This is a genomic window from Pseudomonas sp. GW823-FHT06B06, assembly GCF_058795195.1.
Map to the genome: position 1 here is coordinate 120,186 of NZ_JBXAHO010000003.1, position 23,616 is coordinate 143,801.

At 59.6% G+C, this 23,616-nt stretch carries 22 protein-coding genes; 13 read left to right on the forward strand and 9 right to left on the reverse strand.

Annotation, left to right across the window (positions count from 1 at the left end):
• The first annotated feature begins 72 nt into the window (after positions 1 to 72).
• From AC1Q8Q_RS03545 to AC1Q8Q_RS03570, 6 genes are all read left to right on the forward strand, one after another.
• Positions 73 to 714: a DUF1345 domain-containing protein gene (locus AC1Q8Q_RS03545; RefSeq protein ID WP_020797197.1), complete on the forward strand. Its 642-nt coding sequence runs from the start codon at positions 73 to 75 to the stop codon at positions 712 to 714.
• A gap of 290 nt (positions 715 to 1,004) precedes the next feature.
• Complete coding sequence (locus AC1Q8Q_RS03550; protein WP_151141968.1) at positions 1,005 to 2,030, forward strand: LacI family DNA-binding transcriptional regulator; 1,026 nt, start codon at positions 1,005 to 1,007, stop codon at positions 2,028 to 2,030.
• Positions 2,031 to 2,195: 165 nt separating this feature from the next.
• On the forward strand, positions 2,196 to 2,978 hold the full coding sequence (locus AC1Q8Q_RS03555; RefSeq protein ID WP_020797199.1) for a sugar phosphate isomerase/epimerase family protein: 783 nt from the start codon (positions 2,196 to 2,198) through the stop codon (positions 2,976 to 2,978).
• Complete coding sequence (locus tag AC1Q8Q_RS03560) at positions 2,971 to 3,945, forward strand: sugar kinase (protein ID WP_492614830.1); 975 nt, start codon at positions 2,971 to 2,973, stop codon at positions 3,943 to 3,945. The genes AC1Q8Q_RS03555 and AC1Q8Q_RS03560 overlap by 8 nt, the downstream gene beginning before the upstream one ends.
• A gap of 112 nt (positions 3,946 to 4,057) precedes the next feature.
• Positions 4,058 to 5,353: an MFS transporter gene (locus AC1Q8Q_RS03565; protein ID WP_020797201.1), complete on the forward strand. Its 1,296-nt coding sequence runs from the start codon at positions 4,058 to 4,060 to the stop codon at positions 5,351 to 5,353.
• Between the two features lie 14 nt (positions 5,354 to 5,367).
• A complete protein-coding gene (locus AC1Q8Q_RS03570; protein ID WP_020797202.1) occupies positions 5,368 to 6,345 on the forward strand; it encodes a 2-hydroxyacid dehydrogenase in 978 nt (325 codons plus the stop codon).
• 141 nt (positions 6,346 to 6,486) lie between these two features.
• On the opposite strand, the gene AC1Q8Q_RS03575 is transcribed toward AC1Q8Q_RS03570, so the two are convergent.
• Positions 6,487 to 7,674: a pyridoxal phosphate-dependent aminotransferase gene (locus AC1Q8Q_RS03575; protein WP_492614831.1), complete on the reverse strand. Its 1,188-nt coding sequence runs from the start codon at positions 7,672 to 7,674 to the stop codon at positions 6,487 to 6,489.
• A gap of 40 nt (positions 7,675 to 7,714) precedes the next feature.
• The gene (locus AC1Q8Q_RS03580) at positions 7,715 to 8,014 is read right to left on the reverse strand and encodes a hypothetical protein (protein WP_042955339.1); all 300 of its coding nucleotides are present in this window, start codon (positions 8,012 to 8,014) and stop codon (positions 7,715 to 7,717) included.
• 2 nt (positions 8,015 to 8,016) lie between these two features.
• Here AC1Q8Q_RS03580 and AC1Q8Q_RS03585 point away from each other — a divergent pair, with 2 nt between their 5' ends.
• On the forward strand, positions 8,017 to 8,301 hold the full coding sequence (locus tag AC1Q8Q_RS03585; protein ID WP_033040402.1) for a helix-turn-helix transcriptional regulator: 285 nt from the start codon (positions 8,017 to 8,019) through the stop codon (positions 8,299 to 8,301).
• Positions 8,302 to 8,615: 314 nt separating this feature from the next.
• On the opposite strand, the gene AC1Q8Q_RS03590 is transcribed toward AC1Q8Q_RS03585, so the two are convergent.
• Together AC1Q8Q_RS03590 and AC1Q8Q_RS03595 are read right to left on the reverse strand one after the other, a co-directional pair.
• Positions 8,616 to 9,758 (reverse strand): glycerate kinase, encoded by a 1,143-nt coding sequence (locus AC1Q8Q_RS03590; protein ID WP_432668206.1) that lies wholly within the window; start codon positions 9,756 to 9,758, stop codon positions 8,616 to 8,618.
• Between the two features lie 220 nt (positions 9,759 to 9,978).
• Positions 9,979 to 11,100, reverse strand: a complete 1,122-nt coding sequence (locus tag AC1Q8Q_RS03595) for a sugar diacid recognition domain-containing protein (RefSeq protein ID WP_432668207.1) — start codon at positions 11,098 to 11,100, stop codon at positions 9,979 to 9,981.
• 167 nt (positions 11,101 to 11,267) lie between these two features.
• Between AC1Q8Q_RS03595 and AC1Q8Q_RS03600 the strand changes: the two genes are divergently transcribed.
• Positions 11,268 to 12,281 (forward strand): aldo/keto reductase, encoded by a 1,014-nt coding sequence (locus AC1Q8Q_RS03600; RefSeq protein ID WP_492614832.1) that lies wholly within the window; start codon positions 11,268 to 11,270, stop codon positions 12,279 to 12,281.
• Positions 12,282 to 12,489: 208 nt separating this feature from the next.
• Complete coding sequence (gene rarD, locus AC1Q8Q_RS03605; protein ID WP_168758237.1) at positions 12,490 to 13,371, forward strand: EamA family transporter RarD; 882 nt, start codon at positions 12,490 to 12,492, stop codon at positions 13,369 to 13,371.
• 88 nt (positions 13,372 to 13,459) lie between these two features.
• On the opposite strand, the gene hppD is transcribed toward rarD, so the two are convergent.
• Positions 13,460 to 14,536, reverse strand: a complete 1,077-nt coding sequence (hppD, locus tag AC1Q8Q_RS03610) for a 4-hydroxyphenylpyruvate dioxygenase (RefSeq protein ID WP_020797211.1) — start codon at positions 14,534 to 14,536, stop codon at positions 13,460 to 13,462.
• Positions 14,537 to 14,979: 443 nt separating this feature from the next.
• Between hppD and AC1Q8Q_RS03615 the strand changes: the two genes are divergently transcribed.
• Entirely contained in the window at positions 14,980 to 16,512 is a 1,533-nt protein-coding gene (locus AC1Q8Q_RS03615) for an EAL domain-containing protein (protein ID WP_168758238.1), read from the forward strand.
• A gap of 238 nt (positions 16,513 to 16,750) precedes the next feature.
• On the forward strand, positions 16,751 to 17,113 hold the full coding sequence (locus AC1Q8Q_RS03620) for a histone-like nucleoid-structuring protein, MvaT/MvaU family (protein ID WP_008065377.1): 363 nt from the start codon (positions 16,751 to 16,753) through the stop codon (positions 17,111 to 17,113).
• A 167-nt stretch (positions 17,114 to 17,280) separates the two neighbouring features.
• On the opposite strand, the gene AC1Q8Q_RS03625 is transcribed toward AC1Q8Q_RS03620, so the two are convergent.
• A complete protein-coding gene (locus AC1Q8Q_RS03625) occupies positions 17,281 to 17,805 on the reverse strand; it encodes a DUF4946 domain-containing protein (protein WP_168758239.1) in 525 nt (174 codons plus the stop codon).
• A 138-nt stretch (positions 17,806 to 17,943) separates the two neighbouring features.
• Between AC1Q8Q_RS03625 and gloA the strand changes: the two genes are divergently transcribed.
• Entirely contained in the window at positions 17,944 to 18,465 is a 522-nt protein-coding gene (gene gloA, locus AC1Q8Q_RS03630) for a lactoylglutathione lyase (protein WP_168758240.1), read from the forward strand.
• Between the two features lie 182 nt (positions 18,466 to 18,647).
• On the opposite strand, the gene ahpF is transcribed toward gloA, so the two are convergent.
• Together ahpF and ahpC are read right to left on the reverse strand one after the other, a co-directional pair.
• A complete protein-coding gene (gene ahpF, locus AC1Q8Q_RS03635) occupies positions 18,648 to 20,210 on the reverse strand; it encodes an alkyl hydroperoxide reductase subunit F (RefSeq protein ID WP_168758241.1) in 1,563 nt (520 codons plus the stop codon).
• Positions 20,211 to 20,347: 137 nt separating this feature from the next.
• Positions 20,348 to 20,911 (reverse strand): alkyl hydroperoxide reductase subunit C, encoded by a 564-nt coding sequence (gene ahpC, locus AC1Q8Q_RS03640; protein ID WP_007975937.1) that lies wholly within the window; start codon positions 20,909 to 20,911, stop codon positions 20,348 to 20,350.
• Between the two features lie 205 nt (positions 20,912 to 21,116).
• Between ahpC and AC1Q8Q_RS03645 the strand changes: the two genes are divergently transcribed.
• Positions 21,117 to 22,130, forward strand: a complete 1,014-nt coding sequence (locus AC1Q8Q_RS03645) for a DNA-binding protein (protein ID WP_020797216.1) — start codon at positions 21,117 to 21,119, stop codon at positions 22,128 to 22,130.
• Here the strand turns inward: AC1Q8Q_RS03645 and gorA are convergent.
• A complete protein-coding gene (gene gorA / locus AC1Q8Q_RS03650; RefSeq protein ID WP_083349195.1) occupies positions 22,127 to 23,485 on the reverse strand; it encodes a glutathione-disulfide reductase in 1,359 nt (452 codons plus the stop codon). The genes AC1Q8Q_RS03645 and gorA overlap by 4 nt on opposite strands.
• Positions 23,486 to 23,616 lie beyond the last annotated feature (131 nt).

Genomic DNA, 23,616 nt, shown 5'->3' on the forward strand with positions numbered 1-23,616 from the left:
CTGTAGGAGCGAGCATGCTCCTACATATTTCCTGCGCTATGGTGCACTGACGCCCTGCCACAGTGAGCCTCCATGCCCTACCTCACTCACACCCACCCTCGCCTGTCCGCCGCCGTCACCTTCGGCATCGCGGCTGGCATCCTGGTTCCGGCCGACTCGATCATCAGCAAAATTCTTATCGGCTGGAACGTCGGGGTCTGGACCTATCTGCTGCTGATGTTCTGGCTCATCGTGCGCTCCAAGGCGACCGATGTGAAACGCATCGCCGATATCGAAGACGAAAACGCCGGGCTGGTGCTATTCGTGGTGTGCATCGCAGCGATTGCCAGCCTGGCGACCATCGCCTTCGAACTGGCCGGCAGCAAAGACCTGGAAACCTCCCGCAAGCTGCTGCACTACAGCTTCACCGCATTGACTGTCATCGGTTCATGGTTGCTGATCGGGGTGATTTTCAGCGTGCACTATGCGCGGCTGTATTACACCTGGAATGGCAAAGAACCTGCACTGCGTTTTGCCGAAGGCTTGACCACACCCAACTATTGGGACTTCCTGTATTTCTCGTTCACCATCGGCGTGGCAGTGCAGACTTCGGATGTCGGCGTGGCCACCCGGGAGATGCGTAAGATTGTCCTGGCGCAGTCGTTGATAGGCTTTTTGTTCAACACGGCGATATTGGGGTTTTCGGTCAATATCGCCGCCGGGTTGTTTGGCTGACGTTGCCTTACTCCGTCGTTATCTCGCTAACCAGGGCGATCTCTCCGCGCTGGCGTTTCATACGTCGGCAACCCGCCTGACAGACGCAGATGACCCCACATAACGGGCTCGACCTCCTTTATCGCTGGGCTCGGCCCGGTTGAGTGCATTGGCCTGACCTCCATCCGTCGACATTCTTCACTTGATGATCATCCCGACCCTTGACGAACGATTGGTTTTTGGTGTTTCCTGAAACCGGTTTCAGCGCCATGCGCCAAACCCAATAAATCCAATAACAAGGTTTTCAGACCGTGAACGATTTCTCCGCCGCCCAGCGCAGCCGCGTGACCATGCTTGATGTCGCCGAACACGCCAAGGTGTCCAAAGCCAGCGTGTCGCGCTTCATCGGCGAGGATCGCGCCCTGCTCTCCGATGCCATTGCCGAGCGCATCGAGCAGGCCATTGCCGAACTGGGCTACCGCCCGAACCAGATGGCCCGCGGTCTTAAGCGCGGCCGCACGCGCCTGATCGGCATGTTGGTGGCCGACATCCGCAACCCTTATTCGATTGCCGTGATGCACGGGGTAGAAACCGCCTGCCGTCAGCACGGCTACAGCCTGGTGGTGTGCAACACCGACCGTGACGACGAGCAGGAACGCCAGCACCTGGCGCTGCTGCGTTCGTACAACATCGAAGGCCTGATCGTGAACACCCTCGGCCATCACCGCGACGAATTGCACGAACTGCATCGGGAAATGCCGCTGGTATTGGTGGATCGCAAGGTGGAGCACCTCGAGAGTGACATGGTAGGGCTGGACAACCCGGCAGCCGTCGACATGGCCCTTACCCATCTTGAAGAACGCGGTTACCGCGACGTGCTGCTGGTGACCGAACCCTTTGACGGCACCAGCTCGCGGATCGAACGTGTCAGCAGCTTCAAGGCGATGATCGAGCAGCGGCCCGCGCTTCGCGGGGCCATCACTGAGACCGGCAGCGAGCTGACTGCGAATCTGAAAACCTTTCTCGACACGCCAGGGCCCGGTCCCAAAGCGCTGTTTTGCGCGAACGGGATTGCGGCGTTGGCCAGCACCCATTCATTGCGCGAACTCAACTGCCACCTGTTCGCGGATGTCGGCCTGATCGCCCTCGATGACCTGGATTGGTACCCGCTGGTGGGTAGCGGCATCACCGCCCTCGCCCAACCGACCACCGAAATTGGCGCCAGTGCGTTTGAGTGTTTGCTCAAGCGTTTGCGGGGGGATGATGGTGCGGTGCGGACCTTGGATTTTTCGGCGAGATTGATTGTGCGGGGATCGACACTTGGAGATCTTCGGTGATTGTTCCGGCCTCATCGCGAGCAGGCTCGCTCCCACAGGGAACCCGGTGTACGCGCAATTTTTGTACAACACAAAACCCTGTTGGAGCGGGCCTACTCGAGATGGCGCCCTAAAGATCGATATTTTTTGAACAAAAATGAAACCGGTTTCAGAGGTAGAAAAACAATGAATACACCCGCCGTTTCCATCAGCCTCTCCAGCTACGGTGCCGATCTTGTGCGCCAACGTGGCCAGGGCAGTTTTATCGAAATACTGGCCGCTGCCGGAGCCTCGCGAATTGAGTGGCGCGAAGAGCTACTGACCAACGAGGACCCCGCTCAACTGGCCATTGCCTCTCAAGCCGAGGGTCTGGAGAGCGTGTATTCCTCGCCGATTGAGCTGTGGCTGGCGGGTCAATCCAAACCCAACCCTGAACTGATTGCCGCCCTGCAACGGGCCCAGGCTTTTGGCGCCAAATGGCTAAAAGTGTCGCTGGGCTATTTCACCGACAACAGCGATCTGCAAACCCTCGCCCGGCTACTGCGCGAGAATGCCGTGCAGTTGCTGGTGGAAAACGACCAGACCCTGCACGGCGGTCGCATCGAGCCCTTCCAGCGCTTTTTCGCGCAAGTCGAGCAGCACAGCCTGCCAATCAGGATGACCTTCGATATCGGCAATTGGCACTGGCAGGACCAGTCGCCAGCGAGCGCTGCGCGATTGCTCGGGCGCCATGTGGACTATGTGCACTGCAAAGCGGTGACCCGTCGCACCGACGGCAAGCTGGTCGCCATACCGCCCGCCGCCAGCGACCTGCAACAGTGGGAACACCTGCTGCGGCACATGGCCCAAGGTGTCATGCGCGCGGCGGAATACCCGTTGCAAGGCGATGACCTGGTGCAGTTGACCCGCGAACACGTCGCCGCTCTCGCCCATCTGGGCCAGCCGCAGCGGGAGAATGCACATGTCTGAGATCGATATCCTGTCGTTCGGCGAAACCATGGCGATGTTCGTCGCCGAGCAGGCCGGTGATCTGGCCAGCGTCGGCCAGTTCCACAAACGCATCGCCGGCGCGGACAGCAACGTCGCCATCGGCCTGTCGCGCCTGGGCTTCAAGGTCGCATGGCTGAGCCGGGTCGGTGCCGATTCACTGGGCCGCTTCGTGATCGATACACTGGAGAAGGAAGGCGTGGACTGCCGCCATGTCGACATCGACACCGCTCACCCCACCGGTTTCCAACTCAAGTCGCGCACCGAGGATGGCAGCGACCCCGCCGTCGAGTATTTCCGCCGCGGTTCGGCGGCCAGTCACCTGTCACCACACTCGATCGTGCCCCAATTGCTCAATGCCCGACACCTGCACGCCACTGGCATCCCGCCAGCGCTGTCGGAAACCGCCCGGCAAATGTCGTTCGAATTGATGACGCGCATGCGCGAGGCCGGCCGCAGCGTATCGTTCGATCCGAACCTGCGCCCCAGCCTGTGGGCCAGCGAGCAACAGATGATCAGCGAGATCAACCGCCTCGCCGCGCTTGCCCATTGGGTGTTGCCGGGGCTCAGCGAGGGGCGCTTGCTCACCGGTTTTGACGATCCGGCCGACATCGCCGCGTTCTACCTCGATCAGGGCGCCGAGGCGGTGGCGATCAAACTCGGCCCGCATGGCGCTTACTACCGCACTCAACAGGATCAGGGTTTTGTCGCTGGCGTGCCGGTGCAAACAGTGATCGATACGGTGGGTGCCGGTGATGGATTTGCCGTGGGCATGATCAGTGCTCTGCTCGAGAACCACAGCTTTGCCGACGCCGTGCAGCGGGCCAACTGGATTGGCAGCCGCGCGGTGCAGAGCCGGGGGGATATGGAGGGGTTACCGACCCGAGCTGAACTGCCTCCCCCTTTCACCGCTCGTTCCCACGCTCCTGCGTGGGAATGCAGCCCGTGACGCTCTGCGTCACAGGGGACGCGGAGCGTCCCTAGAGGCATTCCCACGCGGACCGTGGGAACGATCACCGTTACCTGCTGCGACAAAAACAACAAGCTCAGGAGCACCACCCATGAAAACCGCAACCCTCGCCACCCGCCGCTGGTGGTACATCATGCCCATCGTCTTTATTACCTACAGCCTGGCGTATCTGGACCGCGCCAACTACGGCTTCGCCGCCGCCTCGGGCATGGCGGCCGACCTGATGATCACTCCGGGCCTGTCGTCGATGCTCGGCGCGCTGTTCTTCCTCGGCTACTTTTTCTTCCAGGTGCCGGGGGCGATCTATGCGCAGAAACACAGCGTGAAGAAGCTGATTTTCGTCAGCCTTATCCTCTGGGGCAGTCTGGCAACCTTGACCGGTATCGTCTCCAACGCCTACTGGCTGATCGTCATCCGCTTCATGCTTGGGGTGGTCGAGGCCGCAGTGATGCCGGCCATGCTGATCTATCTGTGCCATTGGTTCACCCGCGCCGAACGCTCGCGGGCCAACACTTTCCTGATCCTCGGCAACCCGGTGACCATGCTGTGGATGTCGGTGGTCTCGGGTTATCTGGTGCAGCATTACAGCTGGCGCTGGATGTTCATCGTCGAAGGTCTGCCAGCAGTGTTCTGGGCCTTCATCTGGTGGCGTCTGGCCGATGATCGTCCGTCCCAGGCCAAGTGGCTCAACGACCAGGAAAAGCAGGACCTGGAAAGCGCCCTGGCCGCCGAGCAAGTCGGCATCAAGGCAGTGAAGAACTACGCCGAAGCCTTCCGCTCGCCGAAAGTCATCCTCCTGGCCCTGCAGTTTTTCTGCTGGAGCATCGGCGTCTACGGCTTCGTGCTGTGGCTGCCTTCAATCCTCAAGGCCGGTGCACAGATGGACATGGTGCAAGCCGGCTGGCTGTCGGCGTTGCCTTACCTGGCGGCGGTGATCGGCATGCTGCTGGTGTCCTGGGGCTCGGACAAACTGCAAAAACGCAAGCGCTTCGTCTGGCCGCCGCTGCTGATCGCCTCATTCGCTTTCTATGGCTCCTACGCCTTGGGCGCCGAACATTTCTGGTGGTCCTACACGTTGCTGGTGATTGCCGGTGCCTGCATGTACGCACCTTACGGACCGTTCTTCGCGATCATCCCGGAGATCCTCCCAGCCAACGTCGCCGGCGGCGCGATGGCGCTGATCAACAGCATGGGCGCCCTCGGTTCGTTTGGCGGCTCCTACCTGGTCGGTTACCTGAACAGCTCCACCGGCTCGCCCGGCGCGTCCTACCTGTTGATGAGCGGCGCGCTGATGCTCTCGGTGGTGCTGACGATTTGCCTCAAGCCCGGCGCCAGTGACCGGGAACGGCCCACGGTCGCATTAACCCGCACCGCTGCACATTCCTGAATTGGATGACGACAATGAAAAAGCAGGTTGTTCTGTACAAGAAACTCTCGCCGCTGCTGATGGCTCGCTTGCACGAGCAGGCCGAAGTGACGCTGATCGAAAACCTCGACGCCGATGGCCTGGCCCGATTGCGCGATGCCCTGCCCCGCGCTCACGGCCTGCTCGGTGCCAGTCTGAAGCTGGATGCCGAACTGCTCGACCTGGCGCCCGACCTTGAAGCCATCGCCAGCGTCTCGGTGGGCGTCGACAACTACGACATCGACTACCTGACCGAGCGCCGCATCCTGCTCAGCAATACACCGGACGTGCTCACCGAAACCACCGCCGATACCGGTTTTGCGTTGATTCTAGCCACCGCTCGACGCGTGGTGGAACTGGCCAATATGGTTCGCGAAGGCCGTTGGCAGCGTAACCTCGGCCCCGCACATTTCGGCAGCGACGTGCATGGCAAAACCCTGGGCATCATTGGCATGGGCCGTATCGGCGAGGCACTGGCCCAGCGCGGACACTTCGGTTTCGGCATGCCGGTCATCTACCACAGCCATTCGCCAAAACCTGCAGTCGAGCAGCGTTTCAATGCGCAGTACCGCAGCCTGGGCGAGCTGTTGCAGCAGGCGGATTTCATCTGCCTGACCTTGCCGTTGACCGCGCAAACCGAGCGGCTGATCGGCACCGAAGAATTTGCCCTGATGCGCCCGCAAAGCATCTTCATCAATATCTCCCGAGGCAAAGTGGTGGATGAAGCGGCGTTGACCGAGGCACTGCGTGCGGGGCAGATTCGCGCAGCGGGGCTGGATGTGTTCGAGCGTGAGCCGCTGGACCTGGACTCGCCGCTGTTGCAGATGGACAACGTGGTGGCAACGCCACACATGGGCTCGGCGACCCATGAGACACGGGAGGCAATGGCGCGGTGTGCGGTGGAAAATCTGTTGGCGGCGTTGGCGGGTGAACGGCCGGCTAATCTGGTGAATGTGCGGGCGTGGAAGGCTTGAGGAATTAGTTGTCCGTCAGGCCGTCTTCTCAGGCAAGCCCGCTCCCACAGTGTCGGTGGTGATCACAAAATCCGTGTCCACATCAGACCCTGTGGGAGCGGGCTTGCCCGCGAAGGGGCCGGTCCGAACAACAAAAAACTGTCAGGCCCGCCGCGCCTCCAGAAGGTCCATGGCGCACTGCCCAATTCGCTGACAGGCATCCGCCAGTTTGCGCCGGTCCACCACCAGCCCAATGCGGATATGCCCCGCCGCACTCGGCCCGAACGCCTCACCTGCCAGTACCGACACGCCATACCCCTCCAGCAGCCGCTCGGCGAAATGCTGGGCGGACAACCCGGTCTGGCGCACGTCGGCCATCACGAACATCCCACCATCCGGGCGAATGGCCCTGATACCCGGGCATTGGTTCAGGCGCGTACACACCAGGTCGCGGCGCTGGCGATATTCTTCACGCATCAGCGCCACCTCCGGCAGGTCTTCATCCAGCGCCAGTTGCGCCGCCTTCTGAACGAACTCCGGAATGCCAAACAGCATGCTCAACGAGAGATGTTCCAGGTGGTCGTTCAAGGTTTTCGGTCCGATCACCCAACCCACTCGCCAACCGCTCATGGCGTGGGATTTGGACAGGCTGTCGATGGTCGCGGTGCGCTCGGCCATGCCCGGCAAGCTGGCCGGGCTGATGTGTTCGCCTTCGTACAGCAGATCGCCGTAGACCTCATCGCTGATCAACCAAAGATCGTGACGCACACACAGCAAGGCCAGCTCCTGCCAGATCATCAGCGACAAACTGGCGCCGGAGGGGTTGTTCGGACTGTTGAGCAACAGCGCGCGGGTCTTGGGTGTGATGCGGGCCGCCACATCCGCCGGATCGACCCGAAAGCCGTTCTCCGGACGCACCGCCACCGGCACCACAGTGGCCCCGCACGCGCCGAATACGCCTTCATACGTTACGTACATCGGCTCGGCAACGATCACTTCGTCCCCCGGATCGAGCAGGCATTGCGCGACCGAATAAACCGCACATTGCGCACCGGGCATCACGATCACGTGATCGGCATCCACCACTTGACCACTTCGACGCCGATGACGGCAGGCAATGCTGTCGCGCAAACCCCGACTTCCGCGCACCTGCGAGTAATGAGTGTCGCCCGCCAGCAAACTGTTGATGGCGGCCTGGACGATGGGGCTGGGTGTATCGAAATCCGGGTCGCCGACCGATAGCAGCAGTACGTCGACGCCTTGTTCGCGCATTTGCAGTGCGCGGTCGTGAATCTGCCAGGCCGCAGCGCCATCTCCGGCGATGCGTTGGGTCAAGCCTGAATAGCGCATGTAGTTCTCCAATCGCGCGAGTTCCTGAGTCAACCCTATCTCAAATCGCGCCACGCGCCACTACCTCGATGAAATCGACGAACGGGTTAGGCAACAGAAATTCAGCAAATCCTCCTACATGGCTGGGTTCTTTTACTGACAGCCAACTCGGCGCAGTCGGATTAAGGTCCAGCACCTGTAATTTGTGACAGGTTCCAAGTGGAGTGATTCGCGCTATAAGGAAGTCGAGCCTCCAGCCCTGAATCAGGTGCCTGAAGGACGGCCGCGCGAACCATGCCATCAAGATGTAGGAAGATTCCGCCGCGCCCACGCCGTCAAAGATGATGAATGGGAGATTCAACTATGTACCGTGCCAATATCGGATCAGTTCGATCAACGCCCACACAGGCCAATTTCCAATCACAGGAGAGCCCTCAACCGAAAGCGATCAAGCTGACGGCTCGGGAACAGGAGTGCTTGAAGTGGACAGCTCTGGGTAAATCGTCCTGGGAAATCGCGCAAATCGTTCAATGCACTGAAGCAGGTGTGAATTATCACTTTTGCAATATTCGCCGGAAATTCGGCGTGAGATCGCGCTGGATCGCCATGGTGATGGCACTGCAACAAGGTCTGATCCAGTCACCTTGACCCCCTGTCTCTTCAGCGGTCGGCTTCTCATTGACCCCTGTTGAGACAATTCATGAGCCGGGACCCCATACCTCGATCCCGACCGTTTGACCTCTACCACGCCAGTGCCTGTGACGATGCGCCAGTGTCCCATGGGCACCGACCGAACAAAGGGCTGCGAATCATCATTGCCGACGATCATCCGATCGTACTGACGGGCATCGAAATGGTTCTCTCCTCCTTTACCGATTTCACATGCTCAGTGGTCGCCAAGGCTGAAAATGCCCTGTGCCCTGGTGATCGTCCTGACAATAAAACTGACTCCCCCAGGCGCGTCAGGCCGCACGAGCGGCCATCCGCCAGACCCGCGCTACGTCACCCGCTCGTTCACGCAATAGACGCGGTGCTTCGCTGCAGGCTTGCGCCAATGTCATCGGCCCGCTCGTCAGGGCAAACGCGGCGTCGATACCATGGGCATACAAGGCTTGATAGCCCTCGCCCAACGTACCGGCAATGACGATGACCGGAACACCGCATTCACGAGCAATACGCGCCACGCCAAAGGGTGTTTTGCCGCGCAATGTCTGTGCATCGAAGCGGCCTTCGCCGGTGATCACCAGATCAGCACCGGCAACCGCATCGGCCAGCCCCACCAGCTCGGCGACCACTTCCACCCCGGCCTTGAACTGCGCCCCCAGGAACGCCTTGGCGGCAAACCCCAGGCCGCCTGCTGCGCCGCTGCCCGGTTCGTCGCGCACGTCTTTGCTCAAGGCTTTTGCGCAGTGGTCGGCAAAGTGCCCGAGGGCAAGATCCAGTTGTTCGACCTGCGCAGGCGTTGCGCCTTTTTGCGGGCCGAAAATGGCCGACGCGCCGTGAGCACCGCACAATGGATTGTTCACGTCGGCGGCGATGTCGAAGCGCACCTCGGCCAAGCGTGGGTCGATGCCACTCATATCGATGCGGGCCAGCTGTGACAGTGCCAAGCCGCCCGGTGCGAGGATTTGCCCCTGTGCATCGAGCAACTTCACGCCCAAGGCTTGCATTGCCCCTGCGCCGGCGTCATTGGTCGCACTGCCGCCGATGGCCAGAATGATACGTTGCGCCCCGGCGTCGAGGGCAGCGCGAATCAATTCACCGGTGCCGAAAGTGCTGCTGATGCAGGCATCGCGGCGGTCGACCGGAACCAGCTGCAAACCACTGGCTTCGGCCATTTCGATGATCGCCGTATGGCTGTGGGGCAACCAGCCCCAGGCAGCATCGACGGCTACGCCGAGCGGCCCGTGAACCGTCGTGCGATGCAGCTCGCCAGCACACGCGGCAAGCACCGACTCGACCGTCCCTTCCCCGCCGTCGGCCATCGGGCATTTAATCAATTGCGCATCGGGCCACACCTCTGCCAGACCGAGGGCAATGGCGTCGGCCACGCCTTGAGCGCTGAGGCTGTCCTTGAACGAGTCGGGGGCGATGACGATTTTCATGGGGGTTCTCCAGTTCCAATGCTATCCATGCTGCCAGCCGGCACGAACAATAACGCCAGGCCGCTGCACAACGGGCATCGAGGATTATTGTTCATTCCCACAAATCTTATGCTTTCCATGTAGGAGCTGCCGCAGGCTGCGATCTTTTGATCTTGACCTTGAAAAGCAAAGTCAAAAGATCGCAGCCTGCGGCAGCTCCTACAGGGGGGGCGGGTTTTGGTCAGGGAGTTGGGGCGGTTTCGGAGAGCAGCTGTACGCCGAGATAGAGGGCGAGCATGCCGTCCAGGCGTAACGGATCAACGCCACTGAGTTCTGCAATGCGCTCCATCCGGTAGCGCAGGCTGTTGCGGTGGATGCCCAGCGCATCGGCGCAGGCCTGGCTCTGGCCATCGTGTTCGCACCAACTGCGCAAGGTCGCCAGTAACTGGCCGTTGTTGTCCCTGGCAATGACTTTACGCAACGGCTCAAGCAGTTCGTCCAGTGCATCTTCGTTGCGATGGCGCCACAGCAATACCGGCAGCCGATAACGGGTAAGCGTCAGCAAACGGGATTGGGGCAACACCTCGCGCCCATAGGCCAGCAAGTCGCCGACCCTACGATAGCCGCGGCGCAATCCTGTCAGCCCATCCGCCTGCCCACCCACGGCAATGCGCAGGATGTTCCAGCCCAGGCCGTCGAGTTTTTCCAGCAGCCGCTCGTTGTCGACGGCCTGGTTCGTCGGTCGGCACCACAGCAACGAAGACTTGGCCGAACTCACGCACCAACTGTCCGGGTAACGACTGGTCAGCCAGGCGCTGAGCGCTTCGACGGAGTGCCCCGGTCCCTGCTCCTGGCCCAGTTCGAACAGGTAAGGCACCCGCGTCAATTGCGGTTTAAGCCCAAGCTGTTGCGCTTCGTCGATCAAGCGCGGCGAGTTGCCGCCGTCACTCAGCAGCAACGCCAGCAGGTCATCGCAACGCTGGCTCCGCCACTGCTTCTCGGCCTGTTGGTTGCGCTGGCCCACCAGCATCTCGGCGGTCATGCGCACCAGCTCCGCGTAGGTGCGCAATTGTTCGGGATCGCCGGTGATGCCCAGCACGCCGATCAAGCGCTGGTCGAGCATCAGCGGCAGGTTGATGCCCGGCTGCACGCCCTTGAGGTGGATCGCGGTCTGTGCGTCGATCTCAACCACACGGCCGTTGGCCAACACCAGTTGCGCGCCTTCATGCCGGGTGTTGACCCGCTCCGGCTCGCCACTGCCGAGGATCAGGCCTTGGCTGTCCATGACGTTGACGTTGTACGGCAGGATGGCCATTGCCCGGTCGACGATGTCCTGGGCCAGGTCGTGATCGAGTTCGAACATAACGGGGTTCCTTGAAACGGGGTGGTCGAGACTCACAGGTTGATCAACGTTACCCTTTGCATCGCCAGAAATCATGATAAAGAGAACTTGCCTGTCACAGGGCTTTTGCCCCGCTATGCCATTGTGGTATTTGATTGAGCCTTTCCCACCGGCAAAAGGATTTCCTCATGAGCTACCGCACGCTGGGTCATTCGGGCCTGCAGGTGTCGACCCTGACCCTGGGCACCATGATGTTTGGTGAGCAGACCAATACCGAAGATTCCCTGCGGATCATCGACAAGGCCTGGGACCAGGGCATCAATTTCATCGATACCGCCGACGTCTACACCAATGGCCGTTCTGAAGAAATCGTCGGCGAGGCGATTGCCGGTAACCGTCACGAATGGGTACTGGCGACCAAGGTCGGTTTCGGCCCGGTGGACGGTGTGCCGAACCGCAGCGGCCTGAGCCGCAAGCACATCTTCAACGGCATCGACGCCAGCCTGACGCGCCTGGGCACTGACTATCTCGATATCTATTACCTGCACCGCGAAGACCACAACACGCCGCTGGAGGTCACGGTGTCGGCCATTGGCGACCTGATACGCCAAGGCAAGATTCGCTATTGGGGCCTGTCGAATTACCGGGGCTGGCGTATCGCCGAGGTGATTCGCGTGGCCGACAAGCTCGGTGTCGACCGGCCGGTGATCAGCCAGCCACTGTACAACATCGTCAACCGCCAGGCAGAAACCGAGCAGATCACTGCCGCGCAGAATTACGGCCTGGGTGTGGTGCCCTACAGTCCGTTGGCCCGCGGCGTGCTCAGCGGCAAATATGCGCCGGACGTCAAGCCGGACGCGAACAGTCGTGCAGGACGTGCCGACAAACGCATCCTGGAAACCGAATGGCGTGTCGAGTCCTTGCGCATCGCCCAGCAGATCCAGCAATACACCCAGGATCGCGGCGTGGGGATCGTCGAGTTCGCCATCGCCTGGGTGCTGAACAACAGCGCCGTGACCTCGGCCATCGTCGGCCCGCGCACTGAAGAACAGTGGGATGCCTACACCAAGGCGCAGGCGGTGAAGATCACGGCTGAGGATGAGGCCTTCATCGATGCGCTGGTGACACCTGGGCATGCTTCGACGCCGGGGTTCAATGATGTGAGTCATTTCGTGTCCGGCCGCAGACCACGTACCAACTGAACATACAAAACCACTGTAGGAGCGAGCCTGCTCGCGATGGTCGTGAACGATAGCGCGTTAAACCAGACGCCCCGCAGCGCCCTCGGGTTTTTCGCGAGCAGGCTCGCTCCTACAGGGATGTTGTAAATATTGATCATCCGGACAATATTCAGCACAAAAACCACGTATCCTCCGCACCCCGTTTCACGTTCAACCTCGCGAGGACAGCTTGTCAAAAGGTATCGCTTTATCGGTTTCAGCCTCGGTGCTGTTTGCCGTCATGTATTACTACACTTCGTTGCTCAAACCGTTGAGCGGCGTTGAGATTTTCGGCTGGCGCATGCTGTTGACCGTGCCCTGCATGACCCTGTTCATGCTGGTGTCGGGAGAATGGCGGCGCGTGGCCGACCTGCTGCGTCGGTTCTGCGCCCAACCCAGGTTGATCGGCATCCTGTTCGTCTCGGCGGCGTTGCTGGGCGTCCAGCTTTGGCTGTTCATGTGGGCACCGCTCAACGGCTACAGCCTCGATGTTTCGCTGGGCTACTTCCTGTTGCCGCTGGCCATGGTGCTGACCGGGCGCATCGCGTACGGCGAACGCCTGTCTTACCTGCAAAAGATCGCGGTGTTCTTTGCAAGCCTGGGTGTGGTCAATGAGCTGTATCAGGTCGGCGGCTTCTCCTGGGCCACACTGGTAGTGGTCGTGGGTTATCCGCTGTATTTCGTGGTGCGCAAATGGCTGAAGACTGACAACCTCGGCGGACTGTGGGTCGACATGACCCTGATGCTGCCGATCGCGCTCTGGTTCGTGAGCAGTGGTGAGCAGGGCTTTGGAGTCTTCGATCAACACCCGGCATTGACCTGGCTGATTCCCCTGCTGGGCTTGATCAGCGCGTCGGCGCTGGTGGTCTACATCATCGCCAGTCGCTTGCTGCCGTTCAGCCTGTTCGGGTTGTTGAGCTACGTCGAGCCGGTGCTGTTGCTGGGCGTGGCGTTGATGCTGGGGGAAAGCATCAAGCCCGGTGAATGGCTGACCTATATTCCGATCTGGATGGCGGTACTGGTGCTGGTGTTTGAAGGGTTCAAGCATTTGATGCGCCATCGCCGCCCTTGAAAGCAAAAGATCGCAGCTTGCGGCAGCTCCTACAGGTGGACCGTGTAGGAGCTGCCGCAGGCTGCGATCTTTTGATCTTTACAACCAATCAGTCAGTGGACAACACACCACGACGTACCTGGTCGCGCTCGATCGATTCGAACAGCGCCTTGAAGTTGCCTTCACCGAAGCCGTCATCACCCTTGCGCTGGATGAATTCGAAGAACACCGGCCCCATCAGGGTTTCCGAGAAAATCTGCAGCAGCAGGCGCTTGTCGCCCGACTCGGACGAACCGTCCAGCAGGATGCCGCGCGCCTGCAACTCGCCTACCGGCTCCCCGTGGTTGGGCAGGCGACCTTCGAGCATTTCGTAGTAGGTGTCCGGCGGCGCGGTCATGAAGCGCATGCCGATACTTTTCAGGTGATCCCAGGTCTTGATCAGGTCATCGCTGAGGAAGGCCACGTGCTGGATGCCCTCGCCGTTGAACTGCATCAGGAATTCTTCGATCTGCCCGGCGCCCTTGGACGATTCTTCGTTCAGCGGGATGCGGATCATGCCGTCTGGCGCGGTCATGGCCTTGGAGGTCAGGCCGGTGTATTCGCCCTTGATGTCGAAGTAACGGATTTCACGGAAGTTGAACAGTTTCTCGTAGAAGTTCGCCCAGTAGGCCATGCGACCGCGGTACACGTTGTGGGTCAGGTGATCGATGATCTTCAGGCCAGCCCCGACCGGGTGACGGTCAACGCCGTCGATGAACACGAAGTCGATGTCGTAGATCGAGCTGCCTTCACCGAAACGGTCGATCAGGTACAGCGGCGCACCGCCGATGCCCTTGATCGCCGGCAGGTTCAGCTCCATCGGGCCAGTCTCGATGTGGATCGGCTGGGCGCCGAGTTCCAGGGCACGCTTGTAGGCCTTTTGCGAATCCTTGACACGGAAGGCCATGCCGCACACCGATGGACCGTGCTCGGCGGCAAAGTACGAGGCGACGCTGTGGGGTTCGTTGTTGAGGATCAGGTTGATCGCGCCCTGGCGATACAGGTGCACGTCCTTGGAACGATGGGTCGCGACCTTGGTGAAGCCCATGATCTCGAAGATCGGCTCCAGGGTATTGGGGGTCGGCGATGCAAGTTCGATGAACTCGAAGCCCATCAGGCCCATTGGGTTTTCGTATAAATCTGCCATGGTTGGCGCCTCATCATGCTTTAGGAATTAACCGCTGAAATTAACAAGCGTTAGTTGCTAGCAATGCTGAGAGCGGTGGGTGGCGCACAGGAGATGCCCCGCACGCTGCGGGCGAGGAAATCACCGTAGATCAATTGAAACCCGAATATCTTCATTGTCGACCCAAGGCTCTGAGGGCGAGGCTTCTGCTGCCAGAAGACGATTATTATTGTATGCGTAACCTGATTCTACACAGCGTAACTCAATTTGTCCGCCTTCTGTATCAAATCCCCTTTTCCCCATGGCGCGCAAGGGCTTTGTTACACAAGAAAATCCCCATTGGAATCATCCCTCGGCACAAGTGCCAAGGGCCAACTATCCTGCCTCTTGCTTGAACGCTTGATGGGAAGCATCACTTCCCGCCAGGCGTTGAGAGCCCCACTTCAGCGATACAGGTTTCGCGAATGCCACTGAAAACCAACGCCCACCCGAGAGGCATCAGGCTCGCTGTAACCTTGTTGAGTGGACTGCTGCCGATCCTGCTGGGTTTCGTCATTCTTTACATGCAGGCCGAACGCGTACTCAGGCTCAGCAGCCAACAAACCGCCGAAGAAGCGACTCGCCAATTCGAACTGATGCTCGACAACACCGCCCAGGCAGCGCGCGAGTTGCTGCCGTTGGCTGGCCAAAGTTGCATTGACGTCAACCTCGCGTTGCGCGAGCAGGTGACACGGCGTCCATTCGTGCGCTCAACCAACCTGCTATGGGACGACACTGTCTATTGCAGTTCCCTGTTCGGTGACTATCACGAAAAAATGGCTTCCGGAGATTTTGCCAACGGCCAGTTGTTGCTGATGAAAGGCAACCCGGTGACGCCCGACACCGCGTTATTGGTTTATCGACTCAGCGACGGTAAACGGGGCGCCATGAGCACGCTGGACGGTTACCACCTGAGTAATATCCTGCGCCTGATCGGGCGCCAGACACTGTTGTTGTTGCAAGTCGGGCCGCACTGGTTATCCGCCGACGGCAGTTTTCACGAAGGCGATCCACCCGAGTTCCCCATCGCACAAAACACGCTGGCATCTTCGCGTTATCCCTTCAGCGTAACGGCCGGTTTCCCCGAAGGCGAAGTGTGGCGCTACATGAGCAGTGAATATCCGCCACTGTTCAGTTTGTTGCTGTTCTTCGGTGTGATTGCCGGTTTTATCGGGCACGTCATACAGAAGCGTTCCTCGTCGCCAACCCTTGAGATGCAGCGCGCACTGGACGCGGCGGAATTCGTTCCGTACTTCCAGCCAGTGGTGCATGCGCTGAGCAAAAAATGCACGGGAGTCGAGGTACTGATGCGCTGGAACCATCCCAAGGAAGGTTTGGTCAGCGCCGATCTGTTCATTCCGTTTGCCGAACACAGCGGGCTGATCGTGCCGATGACGCGCTCGATCATGCAACAAACCGCCAGGCTGTTGGCACCGAAGTCGGCGTCGTTCGATGAGCCGTTCCATGTGGGCATCAATATCACCGCCAATCATTGCCAGGATCTTGCGCTGGTCGAGGATTGCCGGCAATTCCTCGCCGCCTTTGCCCCGGGCTCCATACACCTGGTGCTGGAGTTGACCGAGCGCAAACTGATCGAGCCCTCGGCCATTACCCATCAATTGTTCGAGCAACTGCATGAGCTTGGCGTAATGATTGCCATCGACGACTTCGGCACCGGCCACTCGAGCCTCGGTTACCTGCGCCAGTTCAACGTGGATTTCCTGAAAATCGACCAGAGCTTCGTCGCCATGATCGGCATCGATACCCTCTCCAGCCACATTCTGGAAAGCATCATCGAGTTGGCGGCCAAGCTTGACCTGGCAATGGTTGCCGAAGGTGTGGAAACCCAGGAGCAAAGTGACTACCTGACGGCCCACAACGTGAACTACCTGCAAGGTTATCTGTTTGGTCGGCCGATACCCGCCGCCGATTTCATTAATGCATTAAGTGATGATTAACTAGTGGCCTTTAGCAGCGATTCAACGACACACCGCACTCCTCCATTTGAATCAAGTACAACTCTTGTTACATGAACAAAAAGTCATGATTTACTCTTGCCCCATTAACTACTACAATTTTTCATGCCTGCATCAGATTGGCAGGTGTGGCATCTAATCCCCGAGTCGCTTCAAGGCTCTTGGCTTATAGCTTTGTTTGCGGTTGGTATCAGCCAAACACACTATTGGAGTAAAGATATTGTCCAGACTCGCTGAATTTCGTGCAGCTGAAAAGGCCCTTCAAGAGCAGCTCAAGCAGCTTGAATCCCTGAAGAACGATGCCGGGCTCAAGAAAGAAATCGAATTCGAAGAAAAGCTCCAGGGGCTGATGAAAACCTACGGCAAGAGCCTGCGCGACATCATCGCCATCCTCGACCCGAACCCGGCAAAATCCGGTCTGCAACAGGCCGCTCCAAAGACCCGCCGCGCCCGCGTGGTCAAGGTTTATCAGAACCCGCATACCGGCGAGCTGATTGAAACCAAGGGCGGCAACCACCGTGGACTGAAGGCCTGGAAGGAACAATACGGTGCCGCCACCGTTGATTCCTGGCTGCGCGGCTAAACCCTCGCACTGAAAAAACAAAGCCCTGCACCTGCAGGGCTTTTTTTCATTGAAGGCATCTAAAGGCAAGGCTGACCGGTACTTTTCCGGCAACTTTGTGCTTAATCCTTTTGGCTATCTAACGCCGTCGGCACAGACATGAAATCGGTGCCCATTGAAGCCTTCAGCTAAAGTTTCAAGCCGTTACGAGCCGCCTCTATTTCATTCTGACTGGCCTTATAAGCTTCGGCCTGCCCGGCGTAGGAAAATACGTAGGCCTTATCGGCATCCACCGCGGCAACCAATGTTTGAGACAGCACATGCCGACCGTTTTGTGTGATGGTGCAAGTGGTTTCCAGCGCCGGCAAGCGACTCAAGGTGGCCGAGTGAATCCGGTTGCAAACACTTTGATAACCACCCCGGAAAAAGTCTTTCTGCACTGATTTGCGCATCTCCAGCAACACAGCTTCCAGGTTCACCTGGTGATCGGGTTGCACCCGGCTCACGGTCAATTCCATCACCATCAACGGCATGCCTTGCGCGTCGTTCTTGACCGCGCGCTGGCGACTGACACCGGAGCCAGCTTCGCCTTGGGCAACGGCTTCGACCTGCCAGCCCGGCGGCCACGCCACGACGGGCTCATCGGCGTGAGCCCGGGCCAACACAGAAAGCACACCACTCAGGATAATCAACGACCTGCACAATCGAATCATTACCATCAACACCCAGCCAGTTAGCCCTGAAGTTTGATCTTCGGCCAGCGGTCAGGCAATAGCAGACGCTTTGGGTTTGGTGATGTCGCAACCCATGCGTATCATTGTCGGCAGCCCCATTTAATTTCCGGAGGGCCCATGAGCCTGCAAGATCTGAACACCTTCCCCGGCGTGACTGCACAGCCTGACACCGCCACCCAGAAATTTGTCTTCAACCACACCATGTTGCGGGTCAAGGACATCACCAAGTCCCTGGACTTCTACACGCGCGTTCTCGGCTTCTCGCTGGTGGAGAAACGCGATTTTCCAGAAGCTGAATTCAGCCTGTACTTCCTCGCCCTGGTCGACAAGCGTCAGATTCCGGCCGATGCCGCCGAGCGCACGCAATGGATGAAGTCGATCCCGGGCATTCTGGAACTGACCCATAACCACGGCACCGAGAACGATGCGGACTTCACCTATCACAACGGCAATACCGACCCGCGCGGATTCGGCCACATCTGCATCTCGGTGCCGGACATCGTGGCTGCGTGCGAACGCTTCGAAGCGCTGGGCTGCGATTTCCAGAAGCGCCTGAACGATGGCCGCATGAAGAGCCTGGCGTTCATCAAGGACCCGGATGGGTATTGGGTCGAAATCATCCAGCCAGCCCCCCTGTAAAAATCTGGCTTGATCGTTATGATCGTTCCCACGCTCTGCGTGGGAATGCAGCCTGGGACGCTCCGCGTCCCAAAAAGCGTGACGCGGAGCGTCACGGGAGGCGTTACCACGCAGAGCGTGGGAACGATCAGCAAAAAAAACCCCATGATCATTCATGGGGTTTTGTGTTTTCAGCGCCCGGTTTACGCCGGGGCCGAGGTGCGAATCAAGTGGTCGAATGCGCTAAGGGAAGCCTTGGCGCCCTCGCCCACCGCGATCACGATCTGCTTGTAGGGCACCGTGGTCACATCGCCTGCCGCGAACACACCCGGTATCGATGTCTCGCCACGGGCATCGACGATGATCTCGCCACGCGGCGACAACTCAATGGTGCCCTTGAGCCAATCGGTATTGGGCAACAGACCGATCTGCACAAAGATCCCTTCCAGTTCCACGCTGCGCAATTCGTCGCTCTCGCGATCTTTATAGCGCAAGCCGTTGACCTTCTGCCCGTCGCCCATCACTTCAGTGGTTTGCGCACGGGTGATCACCGTCACGTTCGGCAGGCTGTGCAACTTGCGCTGCAATACCGCATCGGCACGCAGCTGCACATCGAACTCCAGCAGCGTGACATGGGCCACGATACCGGCCAGGTCGATGGCCGCTTCGACGCCTGAGTTACCGCCGCCAATCACCGCCACACGCTTGCCTTTGAACAACGGGCCGTCGCAGTGCGGGCAGTACGCCACGCCCTTGTTGCGATATTCCTGCTCACCGGGCACGTTCATTTCGCGCCAGCGTGCACCCGTGGCTACGATCACCGTCCTGGCTTTGAGTTTCGCGCCGCTGGCGAAGTGGACTTCGTGCAGCTCGCCGTCTTTGCCCGGCAGCAATTTGTCGGCGCGCTGCAGGTTCATGATGTCCACGTCGTACTGCTTGACGTGCTCTTCAAGCGCGACCGCCAGTTTTGGCCCTTCGGTTTCCTGCACGGAGATGAAGTTTTCGATGGCCATGGTATCCAGCACCTGGCCACCAAAACGTTCGGCAGCGACACCGGTGCGAATGCCTTTGCGCGCGGCATAGATGGCCGCCGCAGCACCGGCCGGGCCACCGCCCACCACCAGTACGTCAAAGGCTTCCTTGGCGCTGATCTTCTCGGCCTGGCGCTCGATGCCGCTGGTGTCGATTTTGCCGAGGATTTCTTCCAGGCCCATGCGGCCCTGGCCGAAGTTCACGCCGTTGAGGTAGATACTCGGTACCGCCATGATCTGGCGCTCATCGACTTCAGCCTGGAACAGCGCGCCGTCTATGGCGACGTGGCGGATATTGGGGTTGAGTACCGCCATCAGGTTCAACGCCTGGACCACGTCCGGGCAGTTCTGGCAGGACAGCGAGAAATACGTCTCGAAGTTGAATTCGCCCTTGAGCGAGCGGATCTGTTCGATCACTTCGACACTGGCCTTGGAGGGGTGGCCGCCGACTTGCAGCAAAGCCAGCACCAGGGAAGTGAATTCATGGCCCATGGGGATGCCAGCGAAACGCAGGCTGATATCCGCGCCGGGGCGGTTGATCGAGAACGATGGCTTGCGTGCATCGTCACCGTTATCGAGCAAGCTGATCTGGCTGGAAAGACTGGCAACGTCTTTCAGCAGTGCGAGCATTTCCTGGGATTTCGCACCGTCGTCGAGGGAGGCAACGATCTCGATCGGCTGGGTGACCCGTTCCAGGTACGATTTCAACTGGGCTTTAAGATTGGCGTCCAACATACGGGCGATTTCCATGCTGTTTGGTGAAGAGACGGAGACGAAAAAAAACGCCCGAGCGAATCTCGCCCGGGCGTTTTTATTGGGCGGTGCAGCTTGCTTAGGTGCGGAAGTCCGCCCTGATGAAGCGCGTCACAGACTTAGATCTTGCCAACCAGGTCCAGGGACGGCGCCAGAGTGGCCTCGCCTTCTTTCCACTTGGCTGGGCAAACCTGGCCCGGGTGAGCAGCGACGTATTGGGCAGCCTTGATCTTGCGCAGCAGCTCGCTAGCGTCACGGCCAACACCGCCGTCGTTCAGTTCAACGATCTTGATCTGGCCTTCAGGGTTGATCACGAAGGTGCCACGGTCAGCCAGGCCAGCTTCTTCGATCAGTACGTCGAAGTTGCGGGAGATGGCGTGGGTCGGGTCGCCGATCATGGTGTACTGGATCTTGCCGATGGCTGGCGAAGTGTTGTGCCAGGCAGCGTGGGCGAAATGGGTGTCGGTGGAAACACTGTAGATCTCGACGCCCAGCTTCTGGAACGCGTCGTAGTTGTCAGCGAGGTCTTCCAGCTCGGTCGGGCAGACGAAGGTGAAGTCGGCCGGGTAGAAGAACACCACCGACCACTTGCCTTTAAGGTCAGCGTCCGAGACTTTTACGAAGTCGCCATTTTTGAATGCGTCAGCTTTGAACGGTTTAACTTGGCTGTTGATGATAGGCATCGTTGACTCTCCGTCAGGGGTTAAGAAGTTGATGGAGAGAACTTTACCCACTCGACGGACGGTTGGCTCATTGGCAAACCTCATGCCGCTGATTGGCTTTCGCTATTAGCAGACTGTATTGATAGAAGAAAACCGAATTTACCCCGACAATGCTAGAATGCGTTTTTCGTGGTACGTACCACACAGCAAAACAGCAGGAGATCTCATGGCCCGTGGCGGCGTGAACAAACAAGTGGTGCAAGCGGCGCGATTGGCGATCCTGGCCCGCGGCGAAAATCCCAGCATCGATGCCGTACGGATCGAAATGGGCAATACCGGCTCGAAAACCACGATCCATCGCTACATGAAGGAGCTCGATGATAGCACCCCGGGGCCAGACGAAGCCCCTTCCGAGCCGATCGACGAAGAGTTGCTGGCGCTGGTAACACGCCTCGCGCAGCGCCTTAAAGAGCAGGCGCAGGAACCCATTGACCAGGCCCGCGAACAGTACGAGCAACAACGCAAGGCGCTGGAAACGCAACTGCAGCAAGCCGAGCAAGCCAATACGCAACTGCAGCAACACTACGAGCTGCAGAGCCTGGCACTGACCCAGGAATCCGAGGCACTGCAAAGCACGCGCACCCTGCTTCAGGGTGAACAAACGCGCAATGCCGGGCAGACTCAGGCACTGGCTGATTTTGAGCTGCGCCTGCAGGACAAAGACGAGCAGATTCGCTCGCTGGAAGAAAAACACCTGCACAGTCGTGATGCCCTGGAGCACTACCGCAACGCGATCAACGAGCAGCGCGAGCAAGAGCAAAGCCGCCACGAAGGCCAGGTACAGCAACTGCAGATGGAGTTGCGCCAAGCCCAACAAAGCGCCTTGGTACGCCAGGACGAAATCACCCAGTTGCACCGCGACAACGAACGCCTGCTGACGGAGAATCGCGGCACACTGCGCGAGCTGAGCCTGCTGCAAGAGCAACTCAAGCAAAGCAACACCCGCCAGGATCAACTGCTCGACCAGGCCACGCGTGTCGACAGCGAGCGCACCCTCCTCCAGGAACGCCTGCGCGTAGCCATGCTGGAAAGCCAGGCGCTCAAGCAGAGCGTCGAGGAACAAGCGCAGGTTAACAAGGCACTGGAAATCGAACTGCAGAAAGCCCGGGCCGACCTCGAAAAAAGCCTACGCCTGGCCGCTGCCAATGCAGCAGCGCCAGACGTCGCCAGGGTCGATTAAGCGCCGACCGGTGTACGCAGGGTGACAAACTCTTCGGCGGCCGTCGGGTGCACACCGATGGTTTCGTCGAAGTGGCGCTTGGTGGCGCCGGCCTTCAAGGCGATAGCCAGGCCCTGGACAATTTCGCCAGCCTCCGGCCCCACCATGTGGCAGCCCAGCACCTTGTCGGTCTGGGCATCCACCACCAGTTTCATCAGCGTGCGCTCCTGACATTCGGTCAGGGTCAGCTTCATCGGCCGGAAGCGGCTTTCGAAGATCTGTACCTCGTGGCCCGCCTCGCGCGCTTCTTCCTCGGTGAGGCCGACCGTGCCGATATTGGGCAGGCTGAACACCGCCGTCGGGATCATCTTGTAATCCACCGGGCGATACTGCTCAGGCTTGAACAAGCGCCGCGCCACCGCCATGCCTTCAGCCAGCGCCACCGGCGTCAGCTGCACCCGGCCGATCACATCGCCCAGGGCCAGGATCGAAGGCTCGGCCGTCTGGTACAGGTCGTCCACCTCGACGAAGCCTTTCTGATCGAGCTTCACCGCGGTATTTTCCAGCCCGAGATTGTCCAGCATCGGACGTCGACCGGTGGCGTAGAACACGCAATCGGCCTCCAACTGACGACCATCCTTGAGCGTCACTTTCAAGCTGCCATCGGCTTGCTTGTCGATACGCTCGATGTCGGCATTGAATTGCAGGTCCATGCCGCGCTTGGTCAGCTCTTCCTGCAGATGCTTGCGCACGGAACCGTCAAAGCCCCGCAGGAACAGCTCACCGCGATACAACAACGTGGTCTGCGCGCCCAGGCCGTGGAAGATCCCGGCGAATTCGACGGCAATGTAACCACCGCCCACCACCAGCACACGCTTGGGCAGTTCCTTGAGGAAGAACGCCTGGTTGGAACTGATCGCGTGCTCGTGCCCCGGAATCTCGGGAATCTGCGGCCAGCCACCGGTAGCGATCAGAATGTTCTTAGCCGTGTGGCGCTCGCCATTGATCTCGACCGTATGCGGGTCGACGATCTTGGCGTGGCCTTCGTGCAGCGTCACGCCACTGTTGACCAGCAGGTTGCGGTAAATGCCGTTGAGGCGATTGATCTCGCGATCCTTGTTGGCGATCAGCGTCGCCCAGTCGAACTGCGCCTCATCCAGGCTCCAGCCAAAACCCGAAGCCTGCTCGAAGTCCTCGGCGAAATGCGCGCCGTACACCAGCAGCTTTTTCGGCACGCAGCCGACGTTTACGCAAGTACCGCCCAGGTAGCGACTCTCGGCCACCGCCACTGTCGCGCCGAAGCCGGCCGCAAACCGGGCCGCCCGCACACCGCCAGAACCGGCGCCAATCACATAAAGGTCAAAATCGTAGGCCATTTTCTATCTCCTCGGCAGGTGACCAGCATACCTGTGGATAGCCGCGGAGCAAGCATTGCGCTTAAATGCCCGGGCCGCGGGTCGCACTGTAGGAGCCAGGCTTGCCCGCGAACCAGGCGCTGCGGTTTAGC

Bases quoted from the DNA above. Each gene is read 5' to 3' on its own strand.
- AC1Q8Q_RS03545 (WP_020797197.1), top strand. From the start codon at position 73: ATGCCCTACCTCACTCACACCCACCCTCGCCTGTCCGCCGCCGTCACC.
- AC1Q8Q_RS03555 (WP_020797199.1), top strand. From the start codon at position 2,196: ATGAATACACCCGCCGTTTCCATCAGCCTCTCCAGCTACGGTGCCGAT.
- AC1Q8Q_RS03560 (WP_492614830.1), top strand. From the start codon at position 2,971: ATGTCTGAGATCGATATCCTGTCGTTCGGCGAAACCATGGCGATGTTC.
- AC1Q8Q_RS03565 (WP_020797201.1), top strand. From the start codon at position 4,058: ATGAAAACCGCAACCCTCGCCACCCGCCGCTGGTGGTACATCATGCCC.
- AC1Q8Q_RS03570 (WP_020797202.1), top strand. From the start codon at position 5,368: ATGAAAAAGCAGGTTGTTCTGTACAAGAAACTCTCGCCGCTGCTGATG.
- AC1Q8Q_RS03575 (WP_492614831.1), bottom strand. From the start codon at position 7,674: ATGCGCTATTCAGGCTTGACCCAACGCATCGCCGGAGATGGCGCTGCG.
- AC1Q8Q_RS03585 (WP_033040402.1), top strand. From the start codon at position 8,017: ATGTACCGTGCCAATATCGGATCAGTTCGATCAACGCCCACACAGGCC.
- AC1Q8Q_RS03590 (WP_432668206.1), bottom strand. From the start codon at position 9,758: ATGAAAATCGTCATCGCCCCCGACTCGTTCAAGGACAGCCTCAGCGCT.
- AC1Q8Q_RS03595 (WP_432668207.1), bottom strand. From the start codon at position 11,100: ATGTTCGAACTCGATCACGACCTGGCCCAGGACATCGTCGACCGGGCA.
- AC1Q8Q_RS03600 (WP_492614832.1), top strand. From the start codon at position 11,268: ATGAGCTACCGCACGCTGGGTCATTCGGGCCTGCAGGTGTCGACCCTG.
- hppD (WP_020797211.1), bottom strand. From the start codon at position 14,536: ATGGCAGATTTATACGAAAACCCAATGGGCCTGATGGGCTTCGAGTTC.
- AC1Q8Q_RS03615 (WP_168758238.1), top strand. From the start codon at position 14,980: ATGCCACTGAAAACCAACGCCCACCCGAGAGGCATCAGGCTCGCTGTA.
- AC1Q8Q_RS03625 (WP_168758239.1), bottom strand. From the start codon at position 17,805: ATGATTCGATTGTGCAGGTCGTTGATTATCCTGAGTGGTGTGCTTTCT.
- gloA (WP_168758240.1), top strand. From the start codon at position 17,944: ATGAGCCTGCAAGATCTGAACACCTTCCCCGGCGTGACTGCACAGCCT.
- ahpF (WP_168758241.1), bottom strand. From the start codon at position 20,210: ATGTTGGACGCCAATCTTAAAGCCCAGTTGAAATCGTACCTGGAACGG.
- ahpC (WP_007975937.1), bottom strand. From the start codon at position 20,911: ATGCCTATCATCAACAGCCAAGTTAAACCGTTCAAAGCTGACGCATTC.
- AC1Q8Q_RS03645 (WP_020797216.1), top strand. From the start codon at position 21,117: ATGGCCCGTGGCGGCGTGAACAAACAAGTGGTGCAAGCGGCGCGATTG.
- gorA (WP_083349195.1), bottom strand. From the start codon at position 23,485: ATGGCCTACGATTTTGACCTTTATGTGATTGGCGCCGGTTCTGGCGGT.